The 23,970-nt window shown below is 62.5% G+C and carries 19 protein-coding genes; 5 read left to right on the top strand and 14 right to left on the bottom strand.

The features are described from left to right. The 4 genes from HP546_RS02985 to HP546_RS03000 all read right to left on the bottom strand — a co-directional run. Positions 1-382: efflux RND transporter permease subunit (locus HP546_RS02985; protein WP_172219438.1), on the bottom strand; the 382-nt coding region annotated here is incomplete at its 3' end. After that, the gene (locus tag HP546_RS02990; protein ID WP_172219439.1) at positions 379-1,446 is read right to left on the bottom strand and encodes an efflux RND transporter periplasmic adaptor subunit; all 1,068 of its coding nucleotides are present in this window, start codon (positions 1,444-1,446) and stop codon (positions 379-381) included. The genes HP546_RS02985 and HP546_RS02990, both read right to left, overlap by 4 nt. Then, positions 1,443-2,531: an efflux RND transporter periplasmic adaptor subunit gene (locus tag HP546_RS02995; protein WP_172219441.1), complete on the bottom strand. Its 1,089-nt coding sequence runs from the start codon at positions 2,529-2,531 to the stop codon at positions 1,443-1,445. The genes HP546_RS02990 and HP546_RS02995 overlap by 4 nt, the downstream gene beginning before the upstream one ends. A 211-nt stretch (positions 2,532-2,742) precedes the next feature. Next, positions 2,743-3,015 carry a DUF3077 domain-containing protein gene (locus tag HP546_RS03000; RefSeq protein ID WP_172219443.1) on the bottom strand — a complete coding sequence of 91 codons (273 nt, stop codon included), beginning with the start codon at positions 3,013-3,015 and terminating at the stop codon, positions 2,743-2,745. Positions 3,016-3,597: 582 nt separating this feature from the next. Between HP546_RS03000 and HP546_RS03005 the strand changes: the two genes are divergently transcribed. Beyond that, positions 3,598-3,930 (top strand): transposase, encoded by a 333-nt coding sequence (locus HP546_RS03005; protein ID WP_256678418.1) that lies wholly within the window; start codon positions 3,598-3,600, stop codon positions 3,928-3,930. A gap of 105 nt (positions 3,931-4,035) precedes the next feature. On the opposite strand, the gene HP546_RS03010 is transcribed toward HP546_RS03005, so the two are convergent. From HP546_RS03010 to HP546_RS03040, 7 genes are all read right to left on the bottom strand, one after another. Continuing rightward, positions 4,036-4,929: an ABC transporter permease subunit gene (locus tag HP546_RS03010; protein WP_172219447.1), complete on the bottom strand. Its 894-nt coding sequence runs from the start codon at positions 4,927-4,929 to the stop codon at positions 4,036-4,038. Next, entirely contained in the window at positions 4,926-5,846 is a 921-nt protein-coding gene (locus HP546_RS03015; protein WP_172219449.1) for an ABC transporter permease subunit, read from the bottom strand. The genes HP546_RS03010 and HP546_RS03015 overlap by 4 nt, the downstream gene beginning before the upstream one ends. Next, on the bottom strand, positions 5,843-6,985 hold the full coding sequence (potA, locus tag HP546_RS03020) for a polyamine ABC transporter ATP-binding protein (protein WP_172219451.1): 1,143 nt from the start codon (positions 6,983-6,985) through the stop codon (positions 5,843-5,845). The genes HP546_RS03015 and potA overlap by 4 nt, the downstream gene beginning before the upstream one ends. 71 nt (positions 6,986-7,056) lie before the next feature. Next, positions 7,057-8,151, bottom strand: a complete 1,095-nt coding sequence (locus HP546_RS03025; protein WP_172219453.1) for a polyamine ABC transporter substrate-binding protein — start codon at positions 8,149-8,151, stop codon at positions 7,057-7,059. A 158-nt stretch (positions 8,152-8,309) separates the two neighbouring features. After that, the gene (locus HP546_RS03030; protein ID WP_172219455.1) at positions 8,310-9,407 is read right to left on the bottom strand and encodes a polyamine ABC transporter substrate-binding protein; all 1,098 of its coding nucleotides are present in this window, start codon (positions 9,405-9,407) and stop codon (positions 8,310-8,312) included. A gap of 168 nt (positions 9,408-9,575) precedes the next feature. After that, the gene (locus HP546_RS03035) at positions 9,576-10,937 is read right to left on the bottom strand and encodes an aspartate aminotransferase family protein (RefSeq protein ID WP_172219457.1); all 1,362 of its coding nucleotides are present in this window, start codon (positions 10,935-10,937) and stop codon (positions 9,576-9,578) included. A gap of 48 nt (positions 10,938-10,985) precedes the next feature. Beyond that, on the bottom strand, positions 10,986-12,344 hold the full coding sequence (locus tag HP546_RS03040; protein WP_172219459.1) for a glutamine synthetase family protein: 1,359 nt from the start codon (positions 12,342-12,344) through the stop codon (positions 10,986-10,988). A 573-nt stretch (positions 12,345-12,917) separates the two neighbouring features. Here HP546_RS03040 and HP546_RS03045 point away from each other — a divergent pair. Continuing rightward, positions 12,918-14,294: a glutamine synthetase family protein gene (locus HP546_RS03045; protein ID WP_172219461.1), complete on the top strand. Its 1,377-nt coding sequence runs from the start codon at positions 12,918-12,920 to the stop codon at positions 14,292-14,294. A gap of 160 nt (positions 14,295-14,454) precedes the next feature. On the opposite strand, the gene argA is transcribed toward HP546_RS03045, so the two are convergent. Both argA and argE read right to left on the bottom strand, forming a co-directional pair. Continuing rightward, entirely contained in the window at positions 14,455-15,753 is a 1,299-nt protein-coding gene (gene argA, locus HP546_RS03050) for an amino-acid N-acetyltransferase (protein ID WP_172219463.1), read from the bottom strand. Positions 15,754-15,877: 124 nt separating this feature from the next. Continuing rightward, complete coding sequence (argE, locus tag HP546_RS03055) at positions 15,878-17,020, bottom strand: acetylornithine deacetylase (RefSeq protein ID WP_172219465.1); 1,143 nt, start codon at positions 17,018-17,020, stop codon at positions 15,878-15,880. Positions 17,021-17,164: 144 nt separating this feature from the next. Between argE and HP546_RS03060 the strand changes: the two genes are divergently transcribed. The 3 genes from HP546_RS03060 (at position 17,165) to HP546_RS03070 (ending at position 20,897) form a co-directional block, all read left to right on the top strand. After that, positions 17,165-18,541 (top strand): inorganic triphosphatase, encoded by a 1,377-nt coding sequence (locus tag HP546_RS03060; protein WP_172219467.1) that lies wholly within the window; start codon positions 17,165-17,167, stop codon positions 18,539-18,541. A 267-nt stretch (positions 18,542-18,808) separates the two neighbouring features. Beyond that, positions 18,809-20,494 (top strand): GspE/PulE family protein, encoded by a 1,686-nt coding sequence (locus tag HP546_RS03065; RefSeq protein ID WP_172219469.1) that lies wholly within the window; start codon positions 18,809-18,811, stop codon positions 20,492-20,494. An 88-nt stretch (positions 20,495-20,582) separates the two neighbouring features. Continuing rightward, positions 20,583-20,897, top strand: coding sequence for a DUF2388 domain-containing protein (locus tag HP546_RS03070; protein WP_172219471.1), 315 nt, complete (start codon positions 20,583-20,585; stop codon positions 20,895-20,897). 48 nt (positions 20,898-20,945) lie between these two features. On the opposite strand, the gene gcvP is transcribed toward HP546_RS03070, so the two are convergent. Further along, entirely contained in the window at positions 20,946-23,819 is a 2,874-nt protein-coding gene (gcvP, locus tag HP546_RS03075; RefSeq protein WP_172219473.1) for an aminomethyl-transferring glycine dehydrogenase, read from the bottom strand. Positions 23,820-23,970: the final 151 nt, after the last annotated feature.

A 23,970-nucleotide genomic window follows, 5' to 3' on the forward strand; every position in this document is an offset into this window, starting at 1 on the left:
AGGGGAATTCCCCGCGGATGTCCTGGATCTTCTTGCGCACCTGGTACCAGATGTCGGGGATGTTCTTGGCCTTGGTGGTATCGCGCAGGTAAACGTAGACCGTGGACTCGCCCGGCCGAGTGTAGCTCTTCACGTAATCGAGGGAATCCAGCTCCTCCAGCTTCTTCTCGATACGGTCGGTGACCTGATACAGGGTTTCGTCCTGGGTGGCGCCGGGCCAGCGGGTCTGAATGACCATGGTCTTGATGGTGAACGACGGGTCTTCCTCGCGGCCCAGGTTGAAGTACGAGAAAATCCCCATCAGCAAACCGACGAACATCAGGTACCAGACGAACGACTGATGCTTGAGCGCCCATTCGGACAGGTTGAAGCTTCCTTTCATTGCGCATCCTCGTCGAAGGCGACCTTCTGGCCAGGCTTGAGGCTGTTCACCCCCGCAGTCACCACCCGCTCCCCGGGCTGCACGCCGGAGGTAAGGATAATGCTGTCTGCGGTGCGCTCGAGCAGGGCTACATCACGGGTGGCCACGGTTTTCTGCTGGGTATCGATCACCCATACCTGGGTCTTGCCGTCCCGTTCCAGCAGGGCGCTCAAGGGCAACTCGCTGCGCGGTGTCACCTGCGAGCTCAAGGTCACGCTGATGGCGGTGCCCAGGTGGAACGCGGCGGGGGTACTGGCCAGCGTCAGGCGGGCGCGCCTTGTGCGCGTGGTGGCGTCAGCCTGGGGTTCAAGCTCGCGCAGGGTGGCAGTGGTGTTGATGGACGGGTCCAGCTGCGAGGCGACGGTAAAGGCAAGGTCCTTGTCCAGCTGCTCGGCCAGGCCGATTGGCAGGTCGATCACGGCCTCCTTCACATCCGGGCGGGCCAGGGTGACGACAGCCTGACCTGCAGTGACGGTCTGCCCGGCCTCGGCCTGCCAGGCGGTGATAACAGCGGCGTGGTCGCTGCGCAGGGTGCTGTAGTCGAGCTGGTCGCGGGCCTGGCTGACCGCTGAGCGCGCCTGCTCCAGCGACGCGCCGGTGGTTTTCAGGTTGGTCTGGGCAATATCCAGCTGGGCCTGGGCGCCGACGCCACGGTCGTACAGCTGCTGTTGGCGGCGGGCATCGGCCTGGGCGTTGATCCACTGCGCCTGCACCCTGGCCAGGTCGCCTTCGGCGGCGCGCAACTGGTTCTGTTGATCGGTCGGGTCGAGGGTGGCCAGGGTGTCGCCCGGCTTTACCTGGGCGCCAACGTCGAGCCAGCGGCGGGCGATACGCCCACCCACGCGAAAGCCCAGGGTGCTTTCGAAGCGCGCCTGAATGTTGCCGGCAAAGCGCCCCAACTGGGCCTGGACCTGCGGCTCGACCTTTACCGACAACACCGGGCGAACAGGCTCGGGGGCTTTTTCTTCACTGCCGCAGGCTGCCAGCAGCAAGCTGGCAGCAAGCATCCACAGGGGCTTTTTCATGGTGCAGCTCCCCCGGCCTTGGCATCGACTTTTTCCACCTTCATGTCGGGGTGCAACAGCTGCCCACCGCTTACCACCACGGTCTCACCGCCCTTGATGCCACTGGCAATCACCACTTTGCCGGTAAGATAACGCGACACCTCTACCTTGCGCAGTTCAGCCTTGTCGCCCTCGCCCACCACCCATACCGCGGGTTCATGCAAGGCCTTGGTCAGTGCCGACCATGGCAGCTCGATGCTCGGGCGGCCCTGGGCATTGGTGGTGGCAGTCACCGGGGCGCCCAGCTGCATGCCCGGTGGCACATCTTTCAATGCCACCTTGACCTGCACCGTGCCACTTTGCGCGGACACGGTAGGGGTGATTTCGCGGACGAAGCCCTGGGCCTTGACCTTCGGGTCGTCCAGCAGGCTGACGATTACCCCGGCATCGCTCGGCGGCGCCACCAGCAGTGACTCATAGACGTTGAACACCGCGTCCCGGTCGCCATCGCGGGCGAGGCTGAAGATCGGCATGGTCGCCTGCACCACCTGACCCACCTCGGCCTGGCGTTCGGTAATCACCCCATCGGCCTCGGACACCAGTGCGGTGTAGCTCAACTGCTCGTTGGCGTTGGCCAGCTGTGCCTGCGCCGCCTTGAGGGCACTCTGGTTGCTCAGCAACGCGGCCTGGGCGGAATCGTATTCGCTCTGGCTGGTGTAGCCCTTGGGCAGCAGTTTTTGCTGGCGCACGAAAGCGGCAGCGGTTTGCGTCACACGCGCCTGGGCTGCGAATACCTCGGCCTTGGCTGAATTGACGTTGTTCTGCAGGTCTTTCGGGTCCAGCCGCGCCAGCACTTGGTTGGCCTTGACGTGGTCGCCCACGTCGACGCTGCGCGAAATGATCTTGCCGCCCACGCGGAACGACAGGTCGGTCTGCACCCGCGCCTGAACATCGCCGGTCAGGGTGACCCTGGCAGCGAAATCAGTGGGTTCGACCCGCAGCACCCCGACCCGCGGCAACACCTCGGGCGCTTCCTCTTTGCTACAGCCCGCGAGCAGAACAACCAGCCCCAGACCAACGACCAACAGCGGACGCGTGAGCGACATGCAGGCTCCTAGCTTGCGCGCAAATGATTCGTGTAATGCGACTGTTAGCGTAGTTCAGGGTTCGATAAACATCACTGGTGGGGCTCAGTTCGGCATTGTCGGCGTCTGCCCGGGCCTCTTCGCGGGTGAACCCGCTCCCACAGACACTACCAACTCGAAGGCTGTGATTTCCCTGTGGGAGCGGGTTTACCCGCGAAGAGGCCGGTACAGGTCAAACCTGTACTGAAGCCTTGTTCAGCCCCAGCTCGATGTCATCGATCAAAGCTTTGGCAAAGCCACTGAGAATTCTTGCTGCACTACCAGCAAGCCGGTCATTTTCCATCTCGGCTTCGGTTGTCAGGTGAGTGATGCAGCCGAGCATAACGGAGAGTTCGGAGAAAGCATGATTGAAGGGGATGTTGGCCTGGACACGGAACAGGTCCATGCAGGTTTCCTGGCCGACGGTGCTGCTGTTTTCTGGGTGATCTTGAGCGTGCTTTGTCATGGTGGAATCCAATGTCGTTAATTGGACCACCAACTCGTCTTTCTCACGGACAAGGGGTGGCAGCCGAACGTGGGGTGAGAAACCGAGGACATTGAACCCGGCCAGACCGAAGCCTGCCCACGTAAGGCCGCCATGACAGGAAGCCCGTTCAACATCGAGCGGGTTCTCACACCCGGTCGCCTTGCTTGGCGACCTAACGACGTTATCCCTGGGGCATTTCCCCTACAACAGAGCAGCTTCCACGCGGCTCGTAGGATAATTCCCAAGCTGACCCGAATGAAGCTTTGGGTTTGAGTTGATGAAAAGTCGTACGCCGTGAGGGCCTCTTCGCGGGTTTACCCGCGAAGAGGCCGGTATTGCCACCAAAGCGTCTGCCACATCCAGAAACCATCCTCTACACAGTATCTGTCTCCCAACCACTACCTTTGAAAGCTCACCTGCTTTTCAAGGAAGAAACCAATGCCTCGGGCCCAGTCTCACCTGCTTCGCCGTGGTCGCTATTCCGAGCTTGGCAGGCTCTATCTGCTAACCACCGTCACCCACCAGCGCAAGCCACTGTTCCAGGACTTCCACCATGCTCGACTGGTCATACACCAACTGCGGCAGTCGGATGAGGAACATTCCTGCCGATCATTGGCTTGGGTGCTGATGCCGGACCATCTGCATTGGCTGATTGAGTTGAAAGGTACGACGCTGGGGACCTTGATGCGAAGATTCAAATCCAGGTCCAGTCTGGTGTTGCATCGGGCAGGGGTTGAGCATGATCCGGTTTGGCAACCCGGGTATCAGGACCGGGCACTCAGAAGGGAAGAAAACATGGTGGATTTCGCCAGGTACATCGTTGCCAATCCGTTGCGAGCTGGCCTGGTCAGCAGTGTCAGGGACTATCCACATTGGGATGCAGTCTGGCTTTGAACATGTGCTGGGGCATTCGCGGGTGAACCCGCTCCCACAGGAATATCACAGGCCTCAAGGCAGTGTTGTCCCTGTGGGAGCGGGTTCACCCGCGAAGGGGCCGGATCAGGCCGAAGCAGCCACCTGCGTCGGGCGCCGGACCTGCGGCTGCGAAGCATTGGCCGCAGCACCCTCCTCGATCGCCTGCTGAATCGCCTTGCGGCGACGCTCTTCGGCGCGGCGGCTGAAGAACCAGACAAAGAAGGTCACCAGCGAAACCGACAGCAGAATCAGACTGGCTACGGCGTTGATCTCCGGCTTCACGCCCAAGCGCACCGCCGAGAACACTTCCATCGGCAAGGTGGTCGAACCCGGGCCGGACACGAAGCTGGCCAGAACCAGATCATCCAGCGACAGGGCAAACGACATCATGCCGCCCGCCGCCAGCGATGGCGCGATCATCGGAATGGTGATCAGGAAGAACACCTTCCACGGCTTGGCACCCAGGTCCATTGCCGCTTCCTCGATCGACAGGTCCAGCTCGCGCAAACGTGCCGACACCACCACCGCCACATATGCCGCACAGAACGTGGTGTGGGCGATCCAGATGGTGACGATGCCGCGCTCCTGCGGCCAACCGATCATCTGTGCCATGGCCACGAACAGCAGCAACAGCGACAGACCGGTGATCACCTCGGGCATCACCAGCGGCGCGGTGACCAGGCCACCGAACAGCGTGCGGCCCTTGAAGCGGGTGACCCGGGTCAGCACGAACGCCGCCAGGGTACCCAGCGCCACCGCCGCCACCGCCGTGTAGCAGGCGATTTCCAGCGAGCGCATCACCGAGCCCATCAACTGGGTGTTGTCGAGCAGGCCGACGTACCACTTCACCGACCAGCCGCCCCACACCGTCACCAGCTTGGAGGCGTTGAACGAGTAGATCACCAGGATCAGCATCGGCAGGTAGATGAACAGCAAGCCGAGCACCAGCATCAGCTTGGAGAAACTGAAGCGCTTCATGCCCTGCCCTCCATCTCTTTGGCCTGGCTGCGGTTGAACAGCAGGATCGGTACGATCAGGATCGCCAGCATCACTACTGCCAGCGCGGATGCCACCGGCCAGTCACGGTTGTTGAAGAACTCCTGCCACAGTACCTTGCCGATCATCAGGGTTTCCGGGCCGCCGAGCAGTTCAGGGATCACGAACTCGCCCACCACCGGGATGAATACCAGCATGCAGCCGGCGATGATGCCGTTCTTGGACAGCGGAACGGTGATCTTCCAGAAGCTGTTGAAGGTGCTCGAACCCAGGTCCGAAGCAGCCTCCAGCAAGCTCTGGTCGTGTTTCACCAGGTTGGCGAACAGCGGCAGGATCATGAACGGCAGGTACGAATAGACCACACCGATGTACACCGCCAGGTTGGTGTTGAGGATCTGCAGCGGCTGGTCGATCAACCCGGTCCACAGCAGGAAGCCGTTGAGCAGGCCGTTGTTGCTGAGGATGCCCATCCAGGCATAGACGCGGATCAGGATCGCGGTCCAGGTCGGCATCATGATCAGCAGCAGCAGGACCGTCTGGGTCTCCTTTTTGGCATTGGCGATGGAGTAGGCCATCGGGTAGCCGATCAGCAGGCACAGCAGCGTGCTGAAGAACGCCATCTTCAGCGAGCCCAGGTAGGCTGAGAGGTACAGCTCATCCTCGGTCAGCAGGCCGTAGTTGGCCAGGTTGAGCACCAGCTGGATCTTGTCTTCGACGTAGCTGTAGATTTCGGTGTACGGCGGGATCGCCACGTCGGCTTCGGCAAAGCTGATCTTCAGCACGATGAAGAACGGCAGCATGAAGAACAGGAACAGCCAGATGAATGGCACGCCGATCACCAGGTGCCGCCCCTCCGGGGTGAGGCGCTGGAAGGCTCGCTTGAGCTTGCGCAGTTTCATGACCGCAGTACCACGCCGCTGTCGTCTTCCCACCACACGTACACTTCATCGCCCCAGGTCGGGCGGGTACCCTGGCGCTCGGCGTTGGCGACGAATGACTGAACCACCTTGCCACTCGGCAGCTCCACGTAGAACACCGAATGGCCACCCAGGTAGGCGATGTCGTGGACCTTGCCGCGCGACCAGTTGTGCTCGAAATCCGGCTGGGTAGTGGTGACCAGCAGTTTTTCCGGGCGCAGGGCGTAGGTGATGTGCTTGTCTTCCACCGACGTGGTGATGCCGTGGCCGACGTAGATCTTGCGCTCCAGTTCCGGGCTGGCAATGATCGCGTGCCCTTCGGCGTCGTCGACCACGTCGCCCTCGAACAGGTTGACGTTGCCGATGAACTCGCACACCAGGCGGCTGGTCGGCGTCTCGTAGATATCCACAGGCGAGCCAATCTGGGCGATCCAGCCCAGGTGCATGATGGCGATGCGCTGGGCCATGGTCATGGCCTCTTCCTGGTCGTGGGTCACCATCACGCAGGTCACGCCTACGCGCTCGATGATCTCCACCAGTTCCAGCTGCATCTGCGAACGCAGCTTCTTGTCCAGTGCACCCATCGGCTCATCGAGCAGCAGCAGCTTGGGGCGCTTGGCCAGGGAGCGGGCCAGGGCCACGCGCTGGCGCTGGCCACCGGACAGCTGGTGCGGCTTGCGCTTGGCGTACTGGGACATGTGCACCAGCTTGAGCATCTCGGCCACGCGGGCATCGATCTCGGCCTTGGCCATCTTGTCCTGCTGCAGGCCGAAGGCGATGTTCTGCGCCACGGTCATGTGCGGGAACAGCGCATAGGACTGGAACATCATGTTGATCGGCCGCTCGTAAGGCGGCATATCGGTGATGTCGACGCCATCGAGGAAAATCCGCCCTTCGGTCGGGCGCTCGAAGCCCGCCAGCATGCGCAGCAAGGTGGACTTGCCAGAGCCGGAGCCTCCCAGCAGGGCGAAGATCTCGCCTTTGCGGATTTCCAGGGACACATCGTCCACGGCTATCGTTTCGTCGAACTTCTTCGTGACCCGGTCGATCTTGACCAGCACCTGCTTGGGTTGCTGGCCACCCTCGAGGGCTTTCTTATAGGCACCGGAGGCAACTGCCATGAGTGAAACTCCCAACAAGATTTTTGTGCCCGCGCGGCCTGTTCTGCAGGAGCCGCGGCGGGCCTGGATTTTTACTTGCCCGACTTGACCTTGGTCCAGCTACGGGTCATCAGCCGTTGCACCTTGGGTGGCAACTCTGAGTTCACGAACATCTTGTCCAGCACTTCCTGCGGTGGGTAAACCGCGGCGTCAGTCCTCACGGCCTGGTCCATCAGGTCGCCAGCCTTGGGGTTCGGGTTGGCGTAACCGACGTAATCACTGACCTGGGCGATAACCTCAGGCTTCAGCAAATAGTTGATGAAGGCGTGCGCCTCCTTGACGTTCCTGGCGTCCTTGGGGATCGCCAGTACGTCGAACCAGAGGTTGCCGCCTTCCTTGGGAATGGCGTAGGCCAGGTTCACGCCCTTCTTCGCTTCTTCGGCGCGGGCCTTGGCCTGGAAGATGTCACCCGAGAAGCCTGCCGCGACGCAGATGTCGCCGTTGGCCAGGTCGGTGATGTATTTGGACGAGTGGAAGTAGGTCACGTACGGGCGCACGGCCAGCAGCTTCTGTTCGGCCTTGGCGTAGTCCTTGGGGTCGGTACTGTTGGGGTTGAGCCCCATATAATTGAGCACCGCCGGCAGCATTTCGTCTGCCGAGTCGAGGAACGCAACACCGCACTTGGAGAGCTTCTTCATGTTCTCGGGTTCGAACAACACGGCCCAGGAGTCGATGGTGTCCACGCCCAGCGCAGCCTTCACCTTCTCGACGTTGTAGCCGATACCGTTGGTGCCCCACAGGTAAGGCACGGCGTACTGGTTGCCGGGATCGTTCTTTTCCAGGCGCTTCATCAGCGCCGGGTCGAGGTTGGCAAAATTGGGCAGCAGGTGCTTGTCGAGCTGCTGGAACGCGCCCGCCTTGATCTGCTTGCCGAGGAAATGGTTGGACGGCACGACCACGTCATAGCCGGTGTTGCCGGCCAGCAGTTTGCCTTCCAGGGTTTCGTTGGAGTCGAAGACGTCCTGCACGGGCTTGATGCCCGTGTCTTTCTCGAAGTCCGCGAGTGTGGTCGGGCCGATGTAGTCGGACCAGTTGTAGAAGTGCACCGTAGGCGCCGCTTGGACGCTGCATGCCAGCGTCAGGCCCGCGCCAGCCATAAGGGCCTTGCGGATTACAGAAATAGACAAGTGGGTGGTCCTCACAATCAGTGCCTGGGTAGCGACAGTGCTGCCGCACACGCAAAACCGGCGCGCAACTTACCTTCGCAGCTTCGATGCCGCAATCATCAATTGCCTTTCACTGGCTCTGGGCCGGAAAACCCCGGCCCAGAGGCGCTGCATCGGGCTTATTTACCTGACTTGATCCTGGTCCAGCTGCGGGTGATCAAACGCTGCACCGAGGCGTCTGGCGCGGCAATCGCATACAGCTGCTTCTTCACGTCTGCTGGCGGGTAGATGCTCGGGTCGCCGGAAATGTCCTTGTCCACCATCGGGGTGGCTGCCTTGTTGCCATTCGGGAAGCGCACGGCGTTGGTGATTTCAGCCATGATTTCCGGCTGCATCAGGAAGTTCATGAACTGGTAGGCGGCGTCTTTGTGCTCGGCATCCTTGGGGATGGCGACCATGTCGTAGAAGGTACCGGCACCTTCTTTCGGAATGACGTAGTCCACTTTGACCTTGTCGCCGGCTTCATGGGCGCGGGCCTTGGACTGCTCCAGGTCACCCGAGTAACCCACGGCTACGCAGATGTTGCCGTTGGCCATGTCGCCAATGTACTTGGACGAGTGGAAGTAGGTGATCGAAGGACGAATCTTCAGGAACAGGTCTTCAGCGGCCTTCAGGTCTTCTTTCTTGGTGCTGTTGCTCGGCAGGCCCAGGTAGTGCAGCGCGGCCGGGATCATCTCGGTTGGTGCATCGAGGAAGCTCACGCCACAGCTCTTGAGCTTGGCGATGTTCTCGGGCTTGAACACCACGTCCCACGAGTCGATCTTGTCCACGCCCAGCGCAGCCTTGACCTTCTCCGGGTTGTAGCCGATACCGATGGAGCCCCACATGTACGGGAAGGCGTGCTTGTTGTCCTTGTCGCTGGCATCACCGACGGCCTTGAGCAGGTCTTCGTCGAGGTTTTTCCAGTTTGGCAGCTTGGAACGGTCCAGCTCCTCGTACACACCAGCCTTGATCTGCTTGGCCAGGAAGTTGTTGGACGGTACGACAACGTCGTAGCCCGACTTGCCGGCCAGCAGCTTGGCTTCGAGGGTTTCGTTGCTGTCGAAGACGTCGTACTTGACCTTGATACCAGACTGCTTCTCGAACTTGGCGATGGTGTCCGGAGCGATGTAGTCCGACCAGTTGTAGACGTTCAACACTTTGTCTTCAGCCTGAACAGCAGTAGCCATGGCACCCATCAGGGCTGCGGCCAGCAACGTCTTACCCATTTTATTCATGCGTAATGCTCCAGATTTTTTATTTGGCAACTGTCCAGCAGCCAGGACCCACGGTGCAGAGCGCGCGGCGACTGGATCAGTCGCTAGTCTGGCAAGTTACAAGGCACTGTTTCAAGGAAACCAGAGCCCTGTAACGACTTAATGTCACATCGCTAGCCTAGCAGTTGATCAGTTGATCGCCTGCAGGGTCAGATCGAGGCATTTGCGCGCTTTTTCCACCAGCTCGTCGATCTCCGCATGGCTGATCACCAACGGCGGCGCGATGATCATGGTGTCACCCACCGCACGCATGATCAGGCCGTTGTCGAAGCAGAAGTTACGGCAGATCATGCCGACGCCCTTGCCTTCGTAACGGCTGCGGGTGGTCTTGTCCTTGACCAGCTCGATCGCGCCGAGCATGCCCAGGCCGCGTACCTCGCCTACCAACGGGTGGTCCTGCAGCTCACGCAAACGCTTCTGCAAATACGGTGCCGCTTCGCTGCGCGCCTTCTCGACAATTTTCTCGTCGCGCAGGATGCGCAGGTTTTCCAGGCCTACGGCGGCCGCCACCGGGTGCCCGGAGTAAGTGAAGCCGTGGTTGAAGTCGCCGCCTTCGCTGACCACCTTGGCCACGGTGTCACGCACGATCACACCGCCCATGGGGATGTAACCGGAGGTCAGGCCCTTGGCGATGGTCATCAGGTCAGGCTTGAGGTCGTAGTAGTCGGAGCCGAACCACTCGCCGGTGCGGCCGAAACCGCAGATGACTTCGTCGGCGACGAACAGGATGTCGTACCTGGCCAGGATCTCCTTCACCTTCGGCCAGTAGGTCTGCGGCGGGATGATCACGCCACCGGCGCCCTGAATCGGCTCGGCGATGAAGGCGGCGACGTTGTCTTCGCCGACTTCGAGGATTTTCTTCTCCAGCTGCTCGGCAGCCCAGACGCCGAACTCATCCGGCGTCATGTCGCCGCCTTCGCCGAACCAGTACGGCTGAGGGATATGCACGATGCCCGGAATCGGCAGGCCGCCCTGCTCGTGCATGCCACTCATGCCGCCCAGGCTGGCGCCGGCCACGGTTGAACCGTGGTAGCCGTTGATCCGGCCGATGATGGTCTGCTTGTGCGGCTTGCCCTTCAGCGCCCAGTAGTGGCGAACCATGCGCAGCACGGTGTCGTTGCCTTCGGAGCCGGAGCCGGTGAAGAACACATGGGTCATGCCCTCGGGCGCCACGTCGGTGATCGCCTTGGCCAGCTCCAGCGCTGGCGGGTGAGCGGTCTGGAAGAACAGGTTGTAGTACGGCAGCTCGCGCATCTGCTTCTCTGCCGCCTGTACCAGCTCCTCGCGGCCGTAGCCCACCGCCACGCACCACAGGCCCGCCATGCCGTCGAGGATCTTGTGCCCCTCGCTGTCCCACAAATGCACACCCTGGGCCTTGGTGATGATGCGCGGCCCCTTCTCCTTCAGCTGCTTGTAGTCACTGAAAGGTGCAAGGTGATGCTCCCCGCTGAGGGTTTGCCATTCACGGGTTTGCGGGTTGTTGACGCTCATGTGCTTCTCCGTTGTTCGACAGCCGCGCTCCTGCGGCACCAGGGTTGATCAGACAGCAAACAGCAGGAACTCACGCTCCCAGGAACTGATGACGCGTTTGAAGTTTTCGTGCTCGGCGCGCTTGGTGGCGACATATCCGGTAATGAATTTTTTGCCCAGGTACTGCACCAGCGCACGGCTGTTTTCCATGCGTTCCAGGGCGTCCTCGATGGTCAGCGGCAGGCGCAGGTTGCGGCGTTCGTAGCCACGGCCCTGCACCGGGGCGCTGGCCTCGATGCCTTCGACCATGCCGATGTAGCCACACAGCAGGCTGGCGGCGATGGCCAGGTAAGGGTTGGCGTCGGCGCCCGGCAGGCGGTTCTCGACCCGTCGGTTTTGCGGCCCGGCATCCGGCACGCGCAGGCCGACGGTGCGGTTTTCCTCGCCCCACTCCACGTTCACCGGTGCCGAGGTGTCTGGCAGGAAACGGCGGAACGAGTTGACGTTGGGGGCGAACAGCGGCAGCGCTTCGGGGATGAACTTCTGCAGGCCACCAATGTGGTTGAGGAACAGCTCGCTCATGCTGCCGTCGTCGTTGCTGAAGATGTTCTTGCCGGTGGCAACATCGACCACGCTCTGGTGCAGGTGCATGGCACTGCCAGGCTCGCCGGTCATGGGCTTGGCCATGAAGGTGGCGGCCACATTGTGCTTGAGCGCCGCCTCGCGCATGGTGCGCTTGAACACCAGTATCTGGTCGGCCAGGTGCAGGGCATTGCCGTGACGGAAGTTGATTTCCATCTGCGCCGTGCCGTCTTCGTGGATAAGCGTGTCGAGGTCCAGCTGCTGCAGTTCGCACCAGTCGTAGACGTCTTCGAACAGCGGGTCGAATTCGTTGGCGGCTTCGATCGAGAACGACTGACGGCCGGTTTCCGGGCGGCCCGATCGGCCTACCGGTGGCTGCAGCGGGAAGTCCGGGTCTTCGCTGCGCTTGGTCAGGTAGAACTCCATCTCGGGCGCGACGATAGGCTGCCAGCCCTTGTCGGCGTAGAGCTGCAGCACCTTTTTAAGCACGTTGCGCGGCGACAGCTCGACCGGGTTGCCCTTCTTGTCGTAGGTGTCGTGGATGACCTGGGCGGTCGGCTCTATGGCCCATGGCACCAGGAACACAGCGTTCTCGTCGGGGCGGCAGATCATGTCGATGTCTGCCGGATCGAGCAGTTCGTAATAGATGTCGTCGTCGACGTAGTCGCCGGTCACGGTCTGCAGCAGCACGCTCTCGGGCAGGCGCATGCCTTTTTCGGCGATGAATTTGTTGGTGGGCGAAATCTTGCCGCGCGTGATGCCGGTCAGGTCACTGATCATGCATTCGACTTCGGTGATCTTGTGCTCTTTCAACCAATCGGTGAGCTGGTCGAGGTTGTTACTCATAAATACCTCAGGAGGTAAGGTGGTCCGCGCATTGATTCTGGATGGAGTACATTGCTAAAGCAAAACACGCGCGCACGGCCGCAGTGGATACACTGAAAACAGATGTGTCCAAAATGAGTTCGAAGGGCAGAAAGACGAAACGAAGGGCAGCAAACCGCTACGAGGGCGGGCATGGAAGCGCCAAGCGTCAATTATTGCGGCCAGGGCGACCACGCCATTGACGAAGCTTGCAAAAACGACGGAGGTACCCGATGGCACTGCGCAGGCAGTGCTTTCAGGTCGCGGCAAGCGGACCATGTGACCCTCGTATTATTGTGTTTTGGGTTGAGACCGAGCTTAGCCTTGTTCATTTTTTTACACAACACCTCCGTAAAAAATAAAACACGGCACGTCGGAGATACCCCTTTGTGAAAGAAATAGCGGATAATGGCACGCCCCGATTTGCAGCAAATCTGCCGTCGATGTGCCATTTCAGGGCATCATGGGGTTGGCTTGACATCAGTTTGTCTTTTCGATTGACTGGACCTGCAAGCCCCCCTTGATTGATATTTTTAACAACAAAGGTGTTGCATCATGTCGGTACCCCCGCGTGCCGTTCAGCTTAACGAAGCGAACGCGTTCCTTAAGGAACATCCTGAGGTTCTCTACGTTGACCTTCTGATTGCAGATATGAATGGTGTGGTGCGCGGCAAGCGCATAGAGCGCACCAGCCTCCACAAGGTTTACGAAAAAGGCATCAACCTGCCTGCCTCCCTCTTTGCCCTGGATATCAACGGTTCCACCGTCGAAAGCACCGGGCTTGGCCTGGACATCGGCGATGCTGACCGCATCTGCTACCCGATTCCCGACACGCTCTGTAACGAGCCGTGGCAAAAACGCCCCACCGCCCAGCTGCTGATGACCATGCACGAGATCGAAGGCGAGCCGTTCTTCGCCGACCCTCGTGAGGTACTGCGCCAGGTCGTCAGCAAGTTCGACGAAATGGGCCTGACCATCTGCGCCGCCTTCGAGCTCGAGTTCTACCTGATCGACCAGGAGAACGTGAACGGCCGCCCGCAGCCGCCGCGCTCGCCAATCTCGGGCAAGCGCCCGCAGTCGACCCAGGTCTACCTGATCGACGACCTCGACGAATATGCCGACTGCCTGCAGGACATCCTCGAAGGCGCGAAGGAACAAGGCATTCCAGCTGACGCCATCGTCAAGGAAAGCGCCCCGGCGCAGTTCGAAGTCAACCTGCACCACGTGGCCGACCCGCTCAAGGCGTGCGACTACGCGGTACTGCTCAAGCGGCTGATCAAGAACATCGCCTACGACCATGAAATGGACACCACGTTCATGGCCAAGCCCTACCCGGGCCAGGCAGGTAACGGCCTGCATGTACACATTTCCGTGCTGGACAAAGATGGCAACAACATCTTCACCAGCGAGGATCCCGAGCAGAACGCCGCGCTTCGTCACGCAATCGGCGGTGTGCTCGAGACCCTGCCTGCATCGATGGCGTTCCTCTGCCCGAACGTCAACTCGTACCGCCGCTTTGGCGCACAGTTCTACGTGCCGAACGCGCCCAGCTGGGGCCTGGACAACCGCACCGTGGCCTTGCGTGTACCAACAGGCTCGGCGGATGCCGTGCGCATCGAACACCGCGTGGCCGGTGCCGACGCCAACCCGTACCTGATGATGGCGGCTGTGTTGGCTGGCGTGCACCACGGCCTGACCAACAAGATCGAGCCAGGCGCGCCAGTCGAGGGCAACTCGTACGAGCAGCACGAGCAGAGCCTGCCGAACAACCTGCGCGATGCCCTGCGCGAGCTGGACGACAGCGAGATCCTGAACAAGTACATCGATCCGAAGTACATCGACATCTTTGTCGCGTGCAAGGAAAGCGAGCTGGAGGAGTTCGAACACTCGATCTCCGACCTCGAGTACAACTGGTATCTGCATACCGTGTAAATGAAAACGCCGCCCACAAGGGCGGCGTTTTTCATTCTGGGGAGTGCACCGGCTGTACCGGCCCTATCGCCGGCAAGCCAGCTCCCACAGTAGAGGCCAGCTTTGAAGGCTGTGCTGTACCTGTGGGAGCTGGCTTGCCGACGATAGGGCCATTAAAGGTTTACAAAGACTTCTCGAAAATCTTCGAATTGCGCTGGTAGTTGTACAGCGAAGCCCGCGCCGCCGGCAGCCGCTCCACACCACTGGGCGCAAACCCGCGTTCGCGGAACCAGTGCGCCGTGCGCGTCGTCAGCACGAACAGGGTATTCAAGCCCATCTGCCGCGCCCGGCTTTCGATACGCTCCAACAGTTCATCCCCACGCCCACCATGGCGGTATTCCGGGTTCACCGCCAGGCACGCCAGCTCACCGGCCTCGGAATCGGCAATCGGGTACAACGCCGCACAGGCGATGATCATGCCTTCGCGCTCGACCACGCTGAACTGTTCGATCTCGCGCTCCAGCACCTCGCGCGAGCGGCGCACCAGGATGCCCTGCTCTTCCAGCGGGCTGATCAGGTCCAGCAAGCCGCCGACATCCTCGATGGTCGCCTCGCGCACCACTTCGAACTGCTCCTGCGACACCAGTGTGCCGCCACCGCCACGGGTGAACAGCTCGGTCAACAAGGCACCGTCCTCGGCATAGCTGACGATATGGCTGCGCGCCACGCCGCCTTTGCAGGCCTCGGCGGCGGCATCCAGCAATTCGCCCTGGTAGTCGCTGCCCAGACGCTTCAAGTGCGGCGCAACCTGCTGCGGGCGCAGCTCGCGCACCAGCTTGCCGTCGGCGTCCAACAGGCCCGGTTCGGCGCCGAACAGCAGCAGCTTGTCGGCGCCCAGTTCGATGGCGGCACGGGTGGCCACGTCTTCGCAGGCCAGGTTGAAGATTTCTCCGGTGGGCGAATAGCCCAGCGGCGACAGCAGCACGATGGAGCGCTCGTCGAGCAGGCGGCTGATGCCCTTGCGGTCGACCCGGCGCACTTCGCCGGTGTGGTGGTAGTCCACCCCTTCGAGCACGCCGATCGGCCGCGCCGTGACCAGGTTGCCAGACGCCACGCGCAGCCGCGAGCCCTGCATCGGCGAGGCAGCGATGTCCATCGACAGGCGCGCCTCGATGGCCAGGCGCAGGGCGCCTACGGCATCGATCACGCAGTCCAGGGTGGCGGCATCGGTGATGCGCAGGCCATGGTGGTAGTGCGGGGTGAGGCCGCGATCAGCCAGGCGGCTTTCGATCTGCGGGCGCGAGCCGTGCACCAGCACCAGCCGCACGCCAAGGCTGTGCAGCAGCACCAGGTCGTGAACGATATTGCCGAAATTAGGGTGTTCCACCCCATCGCCAGGGAGCATGACCACGAAGGTGCAGTCGCGATGGGCATTGATGTACGGGGAGGCATGACGCAGCCAGTTGACGTAGTCGGGCATGACAGGGCCTGTGGATAAGTGGACGGAGAACGGCGATACAGGGGGCGTTCAGGATCATCGTCGGAACAGGCTTGCGGTCACGCGCGGTCTCCTCTAGGCAGGAACGAATCAACTTGATTGACGTTTAGTGCAGGCAATAGTGCCGGATCAGGTCACGCAATAGACGCACGGTAGGCTCGATTCGTGACATTTCCAGGTATTCGCCGGGCTGGTGGGCACAGGCGATGTCGCCAGGGCCCAGCACGATGGTCTGGCAGCCCAGCTGCTGAAGATAAGGCGCTTCGGTGCCGAACGCTACCGCTTCGGCGCGATGGCCGGTCAGGCGTTCTGCCACCTGCACCAGCTCGGCGTCGGCGGCTTGCTCGAACGCGGGCACCTCCGGGAACAGCGGCGCGTAGTCGATACGCACTTCATGGCGCTCGGCTACGGGCCGCAGTTTTTCGCGGATGGCCGCGCGCAATTGCTCCACATCCATGCCTGGCAGCGGGCGCAGGTCGAATTCCAGGGCGCACTGGCCACAGATGCGGTTGGGGTTGTCACCGCCGTGGATGCAGCCGAAGTTCAGGGTAGGGGTTGGCACGCTGAACTGCGGGTTGCTGTAGTTTTCCTGCCATTGCTGGCGCAGGCCCATCAGCTCGGCCATCACCGCGTGCATGGCCTCCATCGCGCTGCGGCCCAGGCTTGGGTCCGACGAATGGCCGCTGCGCCCGAGGATATCGATGCGGTCCATGAGGATGCCCTTGTGCATGCGGATCGGCCGCAACCCGGTAGGCTCGCCAATCACCGCCGCGCGGCCCAGCGGCTGGCCGGCCTCCGCCAGGGCACGGGCGCCGGACATGGAACTTTCTTCATCGCAGGTGGCGAGGATCAGCAGCGGCTGCTTGAAATCGTGCTCCAGCAACGGAATGACCGCTTCGATGACCAGCGCGAAGAAGCCCTTCATGTCGCAGCTGCCCAGGCCGATCCAGCGGCCATCGGCCTCGGTCAGCTTCAGTGGGTCGCTGGCCCACAGCTGGTCGTCATAGGGCACAGTGTCACTGTGCCCGGCCAGCACCAGGCCACCCGGGCCGCTGCCACGGCTGGCCAGCAGGTTGAACTTGCCGGGGCTGACCTGCTGGATATCGCAGGCGAACCCCAGGTCGCCCAGCCAGCCGGCCAGCAGGTCGATGACCTGGCGGTTGGACTGGTCGAGCGCAGGCTGGGTGCAACTGACCGAAGGCGCGGCGATCAAGGCGGCAAACTGGTCTTTCAGCGTCGGCAACGGCATGCGCGTACTCCTCGGAAGCGTTACCCATCATAACAATGCCGTCCATTCGCAGGGCAACCCCGCGAACAATCGACCACGATCCAACAGTCGACAGCCGACTGCTGTAAACTCCTTGGCAACCACGCCCCCTCCTTCGAGTCTGTGATGCACAAAGAAACCGAACTCAAGCTCCGCGCCAGTCGCGAGACCCTTGCCGCCTTGCGCGAGCACCCTCTGCTGAAAAAGCGCAACAAGTCCGGCTGGCAGACCCGCGAACTGACCAATCAGTACTTCGACACCCCCGAGCGCGAGCTTTCTGCAGCCCGCGTCGCCCTGCGCCTGCGCCGCGATGGCGAAGTCATCATCCAGACCTTGAAGTGCCGTGGCCAGAGCGTGGCCGGTCTGTCCGTACGCCAGGAACATGAATGGCAGCTGGACAAGGCCAAGCTCGACCTGAAGAAACTCGACGCCACCTGCTGGCCCGAGCAGCTGGCCGACCTGGACAAGAAAACCATCAAGCCGCTGTTCAGCACCGATTTCACCCGTGAATTCGCCGAAATCGCCTGGGGCCGTGGCAAGAGCAAAGTGGTGATCGAAGCTGCGCTGGACCAAGGCTTCGTCATCGCCGGCAAGCGCAAGGAAGAGATTTGCGAGCTGGAGCTGGAACTGCGCGAAGGTGAGCCGCAAGCCCTGCTGGAGCTGGCCGCCGAGCTGGCCGCCAGCCTGCCGCTGATGCCCTGCGACATCAGCAAGGCCGAGCGTGGCTACCGCCTGCTGCAGCCGGACAGCTACGAGCTGGGCCTGCCCAGCACCGAGCTGGACGCCGAAATGGCCTTGGACGACGCCTACGCTGCGGTGGCCTGGCAACTGTTGGCCAGCAGCCAGCGCCTGGCCGAGCAATACCGCCACAACGGCCACTGGCGTCTGCTGCAAGACTGGGTCGATTGCCTGAGCGAGCTGCGGGCGCTCACCGCCAGCCTGGGCCAGGCCGCGCCACGTGCCACCACCCGCGACCTGCGCAGCAGCCTCGACGCCTTGCTCGAAGACTGGCGCCCGCTGGTGCAGGCCGGTAACGATGACGAAGACATCCGCCGCGCCGCCCCCGAGCAGTTTGCCGAAGAGCTGGAAGATGTGCGCTGGGGCCAGTTCTCGCTGGAAACCTCGCGCTGGCTGCTGGCCCGTGCCTGGACCGTGGACCGCAAGGGCCGCGGCGAACGTCAGGGCAAGGCGCAGCTGGCCAACTGGCTGGCGCACCTGCTGGGCGAAGAAGGCCGTGCATTGAAGCTGCCGTTGTACACCCAGCGCCCGGAAGACCTGGCCGAGCAGCTGCCACGTATCGAGCAGTTGCTGGCCTGGCTGCACCATGCCCGCCAAGTGCTCGAAGCACCACAGATGGACCGCCTGTATGGCGACCTGAAAAAACTCCACGAGCTGGCGGAATCGCCGCTGGGCGAAGAGCCCAACGAGCTGCTTGAGGCGCGCATCGACCAGGCGCGTGCAGTCGATCAGAGCCGCGGCTGGAAGCACCTGCTCAAGGGCTGATCCCTGTAGGAGATTGCCCAGCTCATTGGGCTGCGCTGTCGCCCAGAGAACTGATGCTGGGCGCTCCGCGTAACCTCTGGGAGCCGGCGCGCCCGCTCCCACAGGGTCCCTTCTAAATCAGTAAGTTATATGCACTTCTATGAGGACGGGCTTGCCCCGAAGAGGCCGGCACAGGCACAGCAAGATTTCGAAACTTAACTTTCGCGGTAACCCTCCCCCGTCCGGGCTAGCCTTGCTCAGCACTTCCATCAGGCACGGACGCCAATCATGCATACCCCCGACAACCCGGCACTCGACCTCAAGCGCGTCCTCGAAGCGCTGCTGGCTGATCAGCACCTGCACGCCAACGACACCCTGCACGTGCTCGAACACGCCGCAGCCAAGCCAGCCTGCCACCCCCTCGAGCAAATTGCCGCCTGCCACCTTGAAAACCGCCAGGACCCTGGCCACCCCCTGGACCTGGAGTACCTCTGCCAATGGTTGGCCGGCAAGGTCGGCCAGCCCTACCTGCGCATCGACCCCCTGCAACTCGACCTGCCCCAGGTCGCGGGTCTGATCTCCCCGGCGTTCGCCCAGCGCCATGGCATCCTCATCGTCGCTGCCGACCCATCCAGCGTTACGGTCGCCAGTGCCCAGCCCTACCAGCAGGACTGGCAGGCCGACCTGGCCCGCAGCCTGGGGCGGCCGATCCGTCGTGTCCTGGCCAGCCCACTGCAACTGCGCCAGTCAGCGCAGTCGTTCTCCCGTCTGGCCCAGTCGGTAAAAGGTGCGCAACACCAACAATCGGCCAGCCTTGGCGAACTCGAACAGCTGCTGGAGCTGGGCAAGCGCCAGGCCGAAGCCAGCGCGGACGACGCGCACATCGTGCATATCGTCGACTGGCTGCTGCAGTACGCCATCGAGCAGCGCGCCAGCGATATCCACCTGGAACCGCGCCGCGAGCAGGGCCAGCTGCGCTACCGCATCGACGGCGTGCTGCATAACGTGTACGCCTTCCCCGCCGGGGTGACCCTGGCATTGGTCAGCCGCCTGAAACACCTTGGCCGGATGGATGTAGCGGAAAAGCGCCGGCCACAAGACGGCCGGCTGCAAAGCCGGCTGCAAGATGGCGGCGAAGTGGAGCTGCGGCTATCGACCCTGCCAACCCCGTTTGGTGAAAAGCTGGTGCTGCGCCTGTTCGACCCGCAACAACTGCAGGTGGGCTTTGACCGGCTCGGCCTGCAAGGGCAGCAACTGGCCCGGTGGCACGACCTGCTGCGCCAGCGCCAGGGCATCATCCTGGTGACCGGGCCCACCGGCTCCGGCAAGACCAGCACGCTGTATGCCAGCCTCAAGCTGCTGGCCACGCCGCAGGTCAACCTGTGCACCATAGAGGACCCGATCGAGCGCCTGGAGCCCGCCTTCAACCAGCTGCAGGTCCAGCCCACCCTGGACCTTACGTTTGCCAGCGGTGTGCGGGCGATGCTGCGCCAGGACCCGGATATCATCATGATCGGCGAAATTCGCGACCGCGAAACCGCTCTGGTGGCGGTACAGGCAGCGCTGACCGGTCACCTGGTACTGTCGACCCTGCATACCAACGACGCCTGCGCGGCGATTACCCGCCTGCAAGAGCTGGGTGTTGCCGACTACCTGCTCAAGGCAACGCTGGTCGGGGTCATGGCCCAGCGACTGGTGCGCACGCTGTGTGCCGACTGCCGGGGCGATGCGGCGGCAACCAGCGGCCAGCCATGCCGTACTTGCCGCGGCACCGGGTTTCATGGCCGCACGGGGCTGTTCGAACTATTGGTGCCCAGCGACAGCCTGCGTGCGCAGATAGGCCCGGGCAGCGACCTGGCCACCCTGCGGCGCCAGGCCGTGGCCGATGGGCTGCTCGATTTGCGCAGCTGTGGGGAGGCCAAAGTGGCCTGCGGGCAGACCCGGCTGGAGGAAGTACTGCGGGCCTGTTCCTGAGCAAAAAACCCTTGTAATCAAGGAACTTGCCCTCTGAAGCAAGATCAAACCGCGCATCTTCAACCCTCACCCTTCGAGGTGTTTCAACATGCGTCTCAAAACCGCCATCGCCGCCGCTGCCTTGCTTTCGCTGCCTCTTGGCTCGGCCATGGCCGATACCTTTTGGCGTAACGTGATTTCTTCCGGTGCCACTACCGCATCCAGCTACCTGACCTCGCGGGATCACAAGCTGGTGATGGCGGCGCAGGATGACGCCGGCAGCTTCGTGGCCAGCGAGGGCGCCATTCGCGGGCCGTTCCTGGAGTCGGCGCTGAACCAGGTGCGCGCGGAGAACCCGGGCATGCAGGCATCCGACATGGAGCTGGCCAATGCCATCCTGGCCAAGAACGCGGTAGCCGAATAACCGCGCTGGATTCTTCGCGGGCAAGCCCGCGAAGAATCCACACCATCCTCAGCGATAAGCCTCCACCGGCACACACGCACAGAACAGATTCCTGTCCCCATACACATTGTCGACCCGGTTCACCGCCGGCCAGTACTTGTGCTGACGCACATGAGCACTGGGCGCCACCGCCTGCTCCAGGCTATACGGCCTTTCCCACGCCCCCAGCACATCGGCCAAGGTATGCGGCGCATGCTTGAGCGGGTTGTTCTCCGCTGGCCAGTTGCCCTCCTGCACCTCAGCAATTTCCGCCCGAATCGCCAGCATCGCCTCGACGAACCGGTCCAGCTCGGCCTTCGATTCACTCTCGGTCGGCTCCACCATCAGCGTGCCCGGTACCGGGAATGACATGGTCGGCGCGTGGAAACCATAGTCCATCAGGCGCTTGGCCACGTCCTCCTCGCTGATGCCGGTCAAGGCCTTCAACGGCCGCAGGTCGAGGATGCACTCATGCGCCACCCGCTGGTTGCGCCCGCGATAGAGCACCGGGAAGGCGCCACCCAGCTGGCTGGCCAGGTAGTTGGCCGAGAGAATCGCCACTTCGCTGGCATCGGCCAGCTGTGGCCCCATCATGGCAATGTACATCCAGCTGATCGGCAGAATGCTGGCGCTGCCCCAGGGTGCGGCGCTGACCGCGCTGTTGTTGGGGTCCAGGCCCGGCACCGGTACCACCGGGTGGCTGGCGACAAATGGCGTTAGGTGCGCACGGATGCCGATTGGCCCCATGCCCGGGCCGCCACCGCCGTGGGGGATGCAGAAGGTCTTGTGCAGGTTCATGTGCGAAACGTCGGCACCGATGTCTGCCGGCCGCGCCAGGCCCACCTGGGCATTGAGGTTGGCGCCGTCCATGTACACCTGCCCGCCGTGCTGATGCACCACCTCGCAGATTTCGCGAATGCCCTCTTCGTACACGCCGTGGGTCGACGGATAGGTGATCATCAGGCATGACAAGCGCTCGCCAGCCGCATGGGCCTTGGCCTTCAGGTCGGCCAGGTCGACGTTGCCATCGTTGTCGCAATCGACGATCACCACCTCCATACCGGCCATTTGCGCCGAAGCCGGGTTGGTACCGTGGGCCGAGGACGGGATCAGGCACAGGGTTCGTTGCGGCTGGTGGCGGCTGCGGTGGTAGCGGGTGATGGCCATCAGGCCGGCGTACTCACCCTGGGCGCCCGAGTTGGGCTGCATGCAGATGGCGTCGAAACCGGTGATCGTACACAGCCAGCTTTCCAGCTCGTCGATCATCGCCTTGTAACCCGTAGCCTGGGCCGCCGGGGCAAACGGGTGCAGTTGGGCGAAACCCGGCCAGGTAATGGGGATCATCTCGCTGGTGGCGTTGAGTTTCATGGTGCACGACCCCAGCGGGATCATCGACTGGTTCAGGGCCAGGTCCTTGTTTTCCAGCTGCTTGAGGTAGCGCAGCATCTCGGTTTCGCTGTGATGCAGGTTGAACACCGGGTGGGCGAGCAATGGCGTGCGCCGCACCAGGTTGGCCGGGATGCCCTCGGGCAGTGCCAGCTGGTCGAGTGCCGCAATGTCCAGGCCGTGGTCGACACCCAGGAAGATGTCCAGCAGGCGCAGCACCGTCTGCTCGTTGCACGTTTCGTCCAGGCTGACACCCAGGTGCCCGCGACCAAGGATGCGCAGATTGATGTGCGCCGCTTCGGCGCTTTCGATGATGGCGGCCTGCGCGCCACCCACATCCACGGTAAGGGTGTCGAAGAAGTGCTGGTTGAGGCGCTGGATGCCCTTGGCCTCAAGGCCTGCGGCCAGGATGAAGGTCAGCCGATGCACCCGCTGGGCAATACGCTGCAGGCCTTGCGGGCCGTGGTACACCGCATAGAAACCGGCGATATTGGCCAGCAGCACCTGGGCCGTGCAGATATTGGAGTTGGCCTTCTCGCGGCGGATATGCTGCTCACGCGTTTGCAAAGCCATGCGCAGCGCGGTGTTGCCCCGCGCATCGCGGGACACGCCGATGATGCGCCCGGGCATGGCCCGCTTGTAGTCGTCGCGGCAGGCGAAATAGGCAGCATGGGGGCCGCCGTAGCCCATCGGCACGCCGAAGCGCTGGGTCGACCCCAGTACCACATCCGCGCCCAGCTCCCCAGGCGGCGCCAGTACCACCAGGCTGAGCAGGTCGGCAGCGACGCAGGCCAGGGCCTGCTGGCCGTGCAACCGGTCGATCAGCGGGCGCAGGTCGCGCACTTCGCCGTGGGTATCGGGATACTGCAGCAAAGCGCCGAATACCGCGTGTTTGCCAAGGTTATCCACAGAATCGACGATCAGCTCGAAGCCAAAACCCTCGGCACGGGTCTTCAGTACCGACAAGGTCTGTGGATGGCAGTGCTGGTCGGCGAAGAAGGCATTGCTCTTGTTGCGCGCCACCCGTTTGGCCAGGGCCATGGCTTCGGCGGCGGCGGTGGCTTCGTCGAGCAGAGAGGCATTGGCCAGGGCCAGCCCGGTGAGGTCGATGACCATTTGCTGGAAGTTCAGCAGCGCCTCGAGCCGGCCTTGGGCGATCTCGGGTTGATAGGGGGTGTAGGCGGTGTACCAGCCCGGGTTCTCCAGCACGTTGCGCAGGATCACGGTTGGGGTGATGGTGCCGTGGTAGCCCATGCCGATCAGGCTGGTCCAGACCTGGTTCTGCTCTGCGTAACCGGCGAGTTTGGCCAGGGCGGCTTGCTCGTCCAGCGCCGGCGGCAGGTCGAGAGGGCGATTGAGGCGAATATCGGGCGGTACGGTCTGCTCGATCAGCTCACTGCGACTGGTAATGCCCAGCGCATCGAGCATGGCCTGCTGCTCCGCGGCATCGGGGCCCAGGTGGCGACGCAGGAAAGGGTTGAGTTCTTGCAGTTGACGCAGGGACGGCGACTGGGACATGACGACGCTCTCTTCCTGGACCAGGTCTCATGGAGACTTACAAGTCTAGGAAGGGATTGCCGATTCTGCGGGGAAACTTGTTTTCACCTGCCGAAAGCCGGGGGCGCCTTGCGCCCCTATCGCGACACAACGCCGCTCCTACCTGGGATCG

This window comes from Pseudomonas sp. CM25 (genome assembly GCF_013179705.1).
In the GTDB taxonomy this organism is placed as follows: Bacteria; Pseudomonadota; Gammaproteobacteria; order Pseudomonadales; family Pseudomonadaceae; genus Aquipseudomonas.

What these genes read in the sequence shown, in the direction of transcription:
- argE (WP_172219465.1), bottom strand. Translation starts at nt 17,020, where the DNA reads ATGCCGTTGCCGACGCTGAAAGACCAGTTTGCCGCCTTGATCGCCGCG.
- HP546_RS03060 (WP_172219467.1), top strand. Translation starts at nt 17,165, where the DNA reads ATGCACAAAGAAACCGAACTCAAGCTCCGCGCCAGTCGCGAGACCCTT.
- HP546_RS03045 (WP_172219461.1), top strand. Translation starts at nt 12,918, where the DNA reads ATGTCGGTACCCCCGCGTGCCGTTCAGCTTAACGAAGCGAACGCGTTC.
- HP546_RS03030 (WP_172219455.1), bottom strand. Translation starts at nt 9,407, where the DNA reads ATGAATAAAATGGGTAAGACGTTGCTGGCCGCAGCCCTGATGGGTGCC.
- HP546_RS03040 (WP_172219459.1), bottom strand. Translation starts at nt 12,344, where the DNA reads ATGAGTAACAACCTCGACCAGCTCACCGATTGGTTGAAAGAGCACAAG.
- argA (WP_172219463.1), bottom strand. Translation starts at nt 15,753, where the DNA reads ATGCCCGACTACGTCAACTGGCTGCGTCATGCCTCCCCGTACATCAAT.
- HP546_RS03035 (WP_172219457.1), bottom strand. Translation starts at nt 10,937, where the DNA reads ATGAGCGTCAACAACCCGCAAACCCGTGAATGGCAAACCCTCAGCGGG.
- HP546_RS02995 (WP_172219441.1), bottom strand. Translation starts at nt 2,531, where the DNA reads ATGTCGCTCACGCGTCCGCTGTTGGTCGTTGGTCTGGGGCTGGTTGTT.
- HP546_RS03065 (WP_172219469.1), top strand. Translation starts at nt 18,809, where the DNA reads ATGCATACCCCCGACAACCCGGCACTCGACCTCAAGCGCGTCCTCGAA.
- HP546_RS02990 (WP_172219439.1), bottom strand. Translation starts at nt 1,446, where the DNA reads ATGAAAAAGCCCCTGTGGATGCTTGCTGCCAGCTTGCTGCTGGCAGCC.
- HP546_RS03070 (WP_172219471.1), top strand. Translation starts at nt 20,583, where the DNA reads ATGCGTCTCAAAACCGCCATCGCCGCCGCTGCCTTGCTTTCGCTGCCT.
- HP546_RS03015 (WP_172219449.1), bottom strand. Translation starts at nt 5,846, where the DNA reads ATGAAACTGCGCAAGCTCAAGCGAGCCTTCCAGCGCCTCACCCCGGAG.
- potA (WP_172219451.1), bottom strand. Translation starts at nt 6,985, where the DNA reads ATGGCAGTTGCCTCCGGTGCCTATAAGAAAGCCCTCGAGGGTGGCCAG.
- gcvP (WP_172219473.1), bottom strand. Translation starts at nt 23,819, where the DNA reads ATGTCCCAGTCGCCGTCCCTGCGTCAACTGCAAGAACTCAACCCTTTC.
- HP546_RS03000 (WP_172219443.1), bottom strand. Translation starts at nt 3,015, where the DNA reads ATGACAAAGCACGCTCAAGATCACCCAGAAAACAGCAGCACCGTCGGC.
- HP546_RS03010 (WP_172219447.1), bottom strand. Translation starts at nt 4,929, where the DNA reads ATGAAGCGCTTCAGTTTCTCCAAGCTGATGCTGGTGCTCGGCTTGCTG.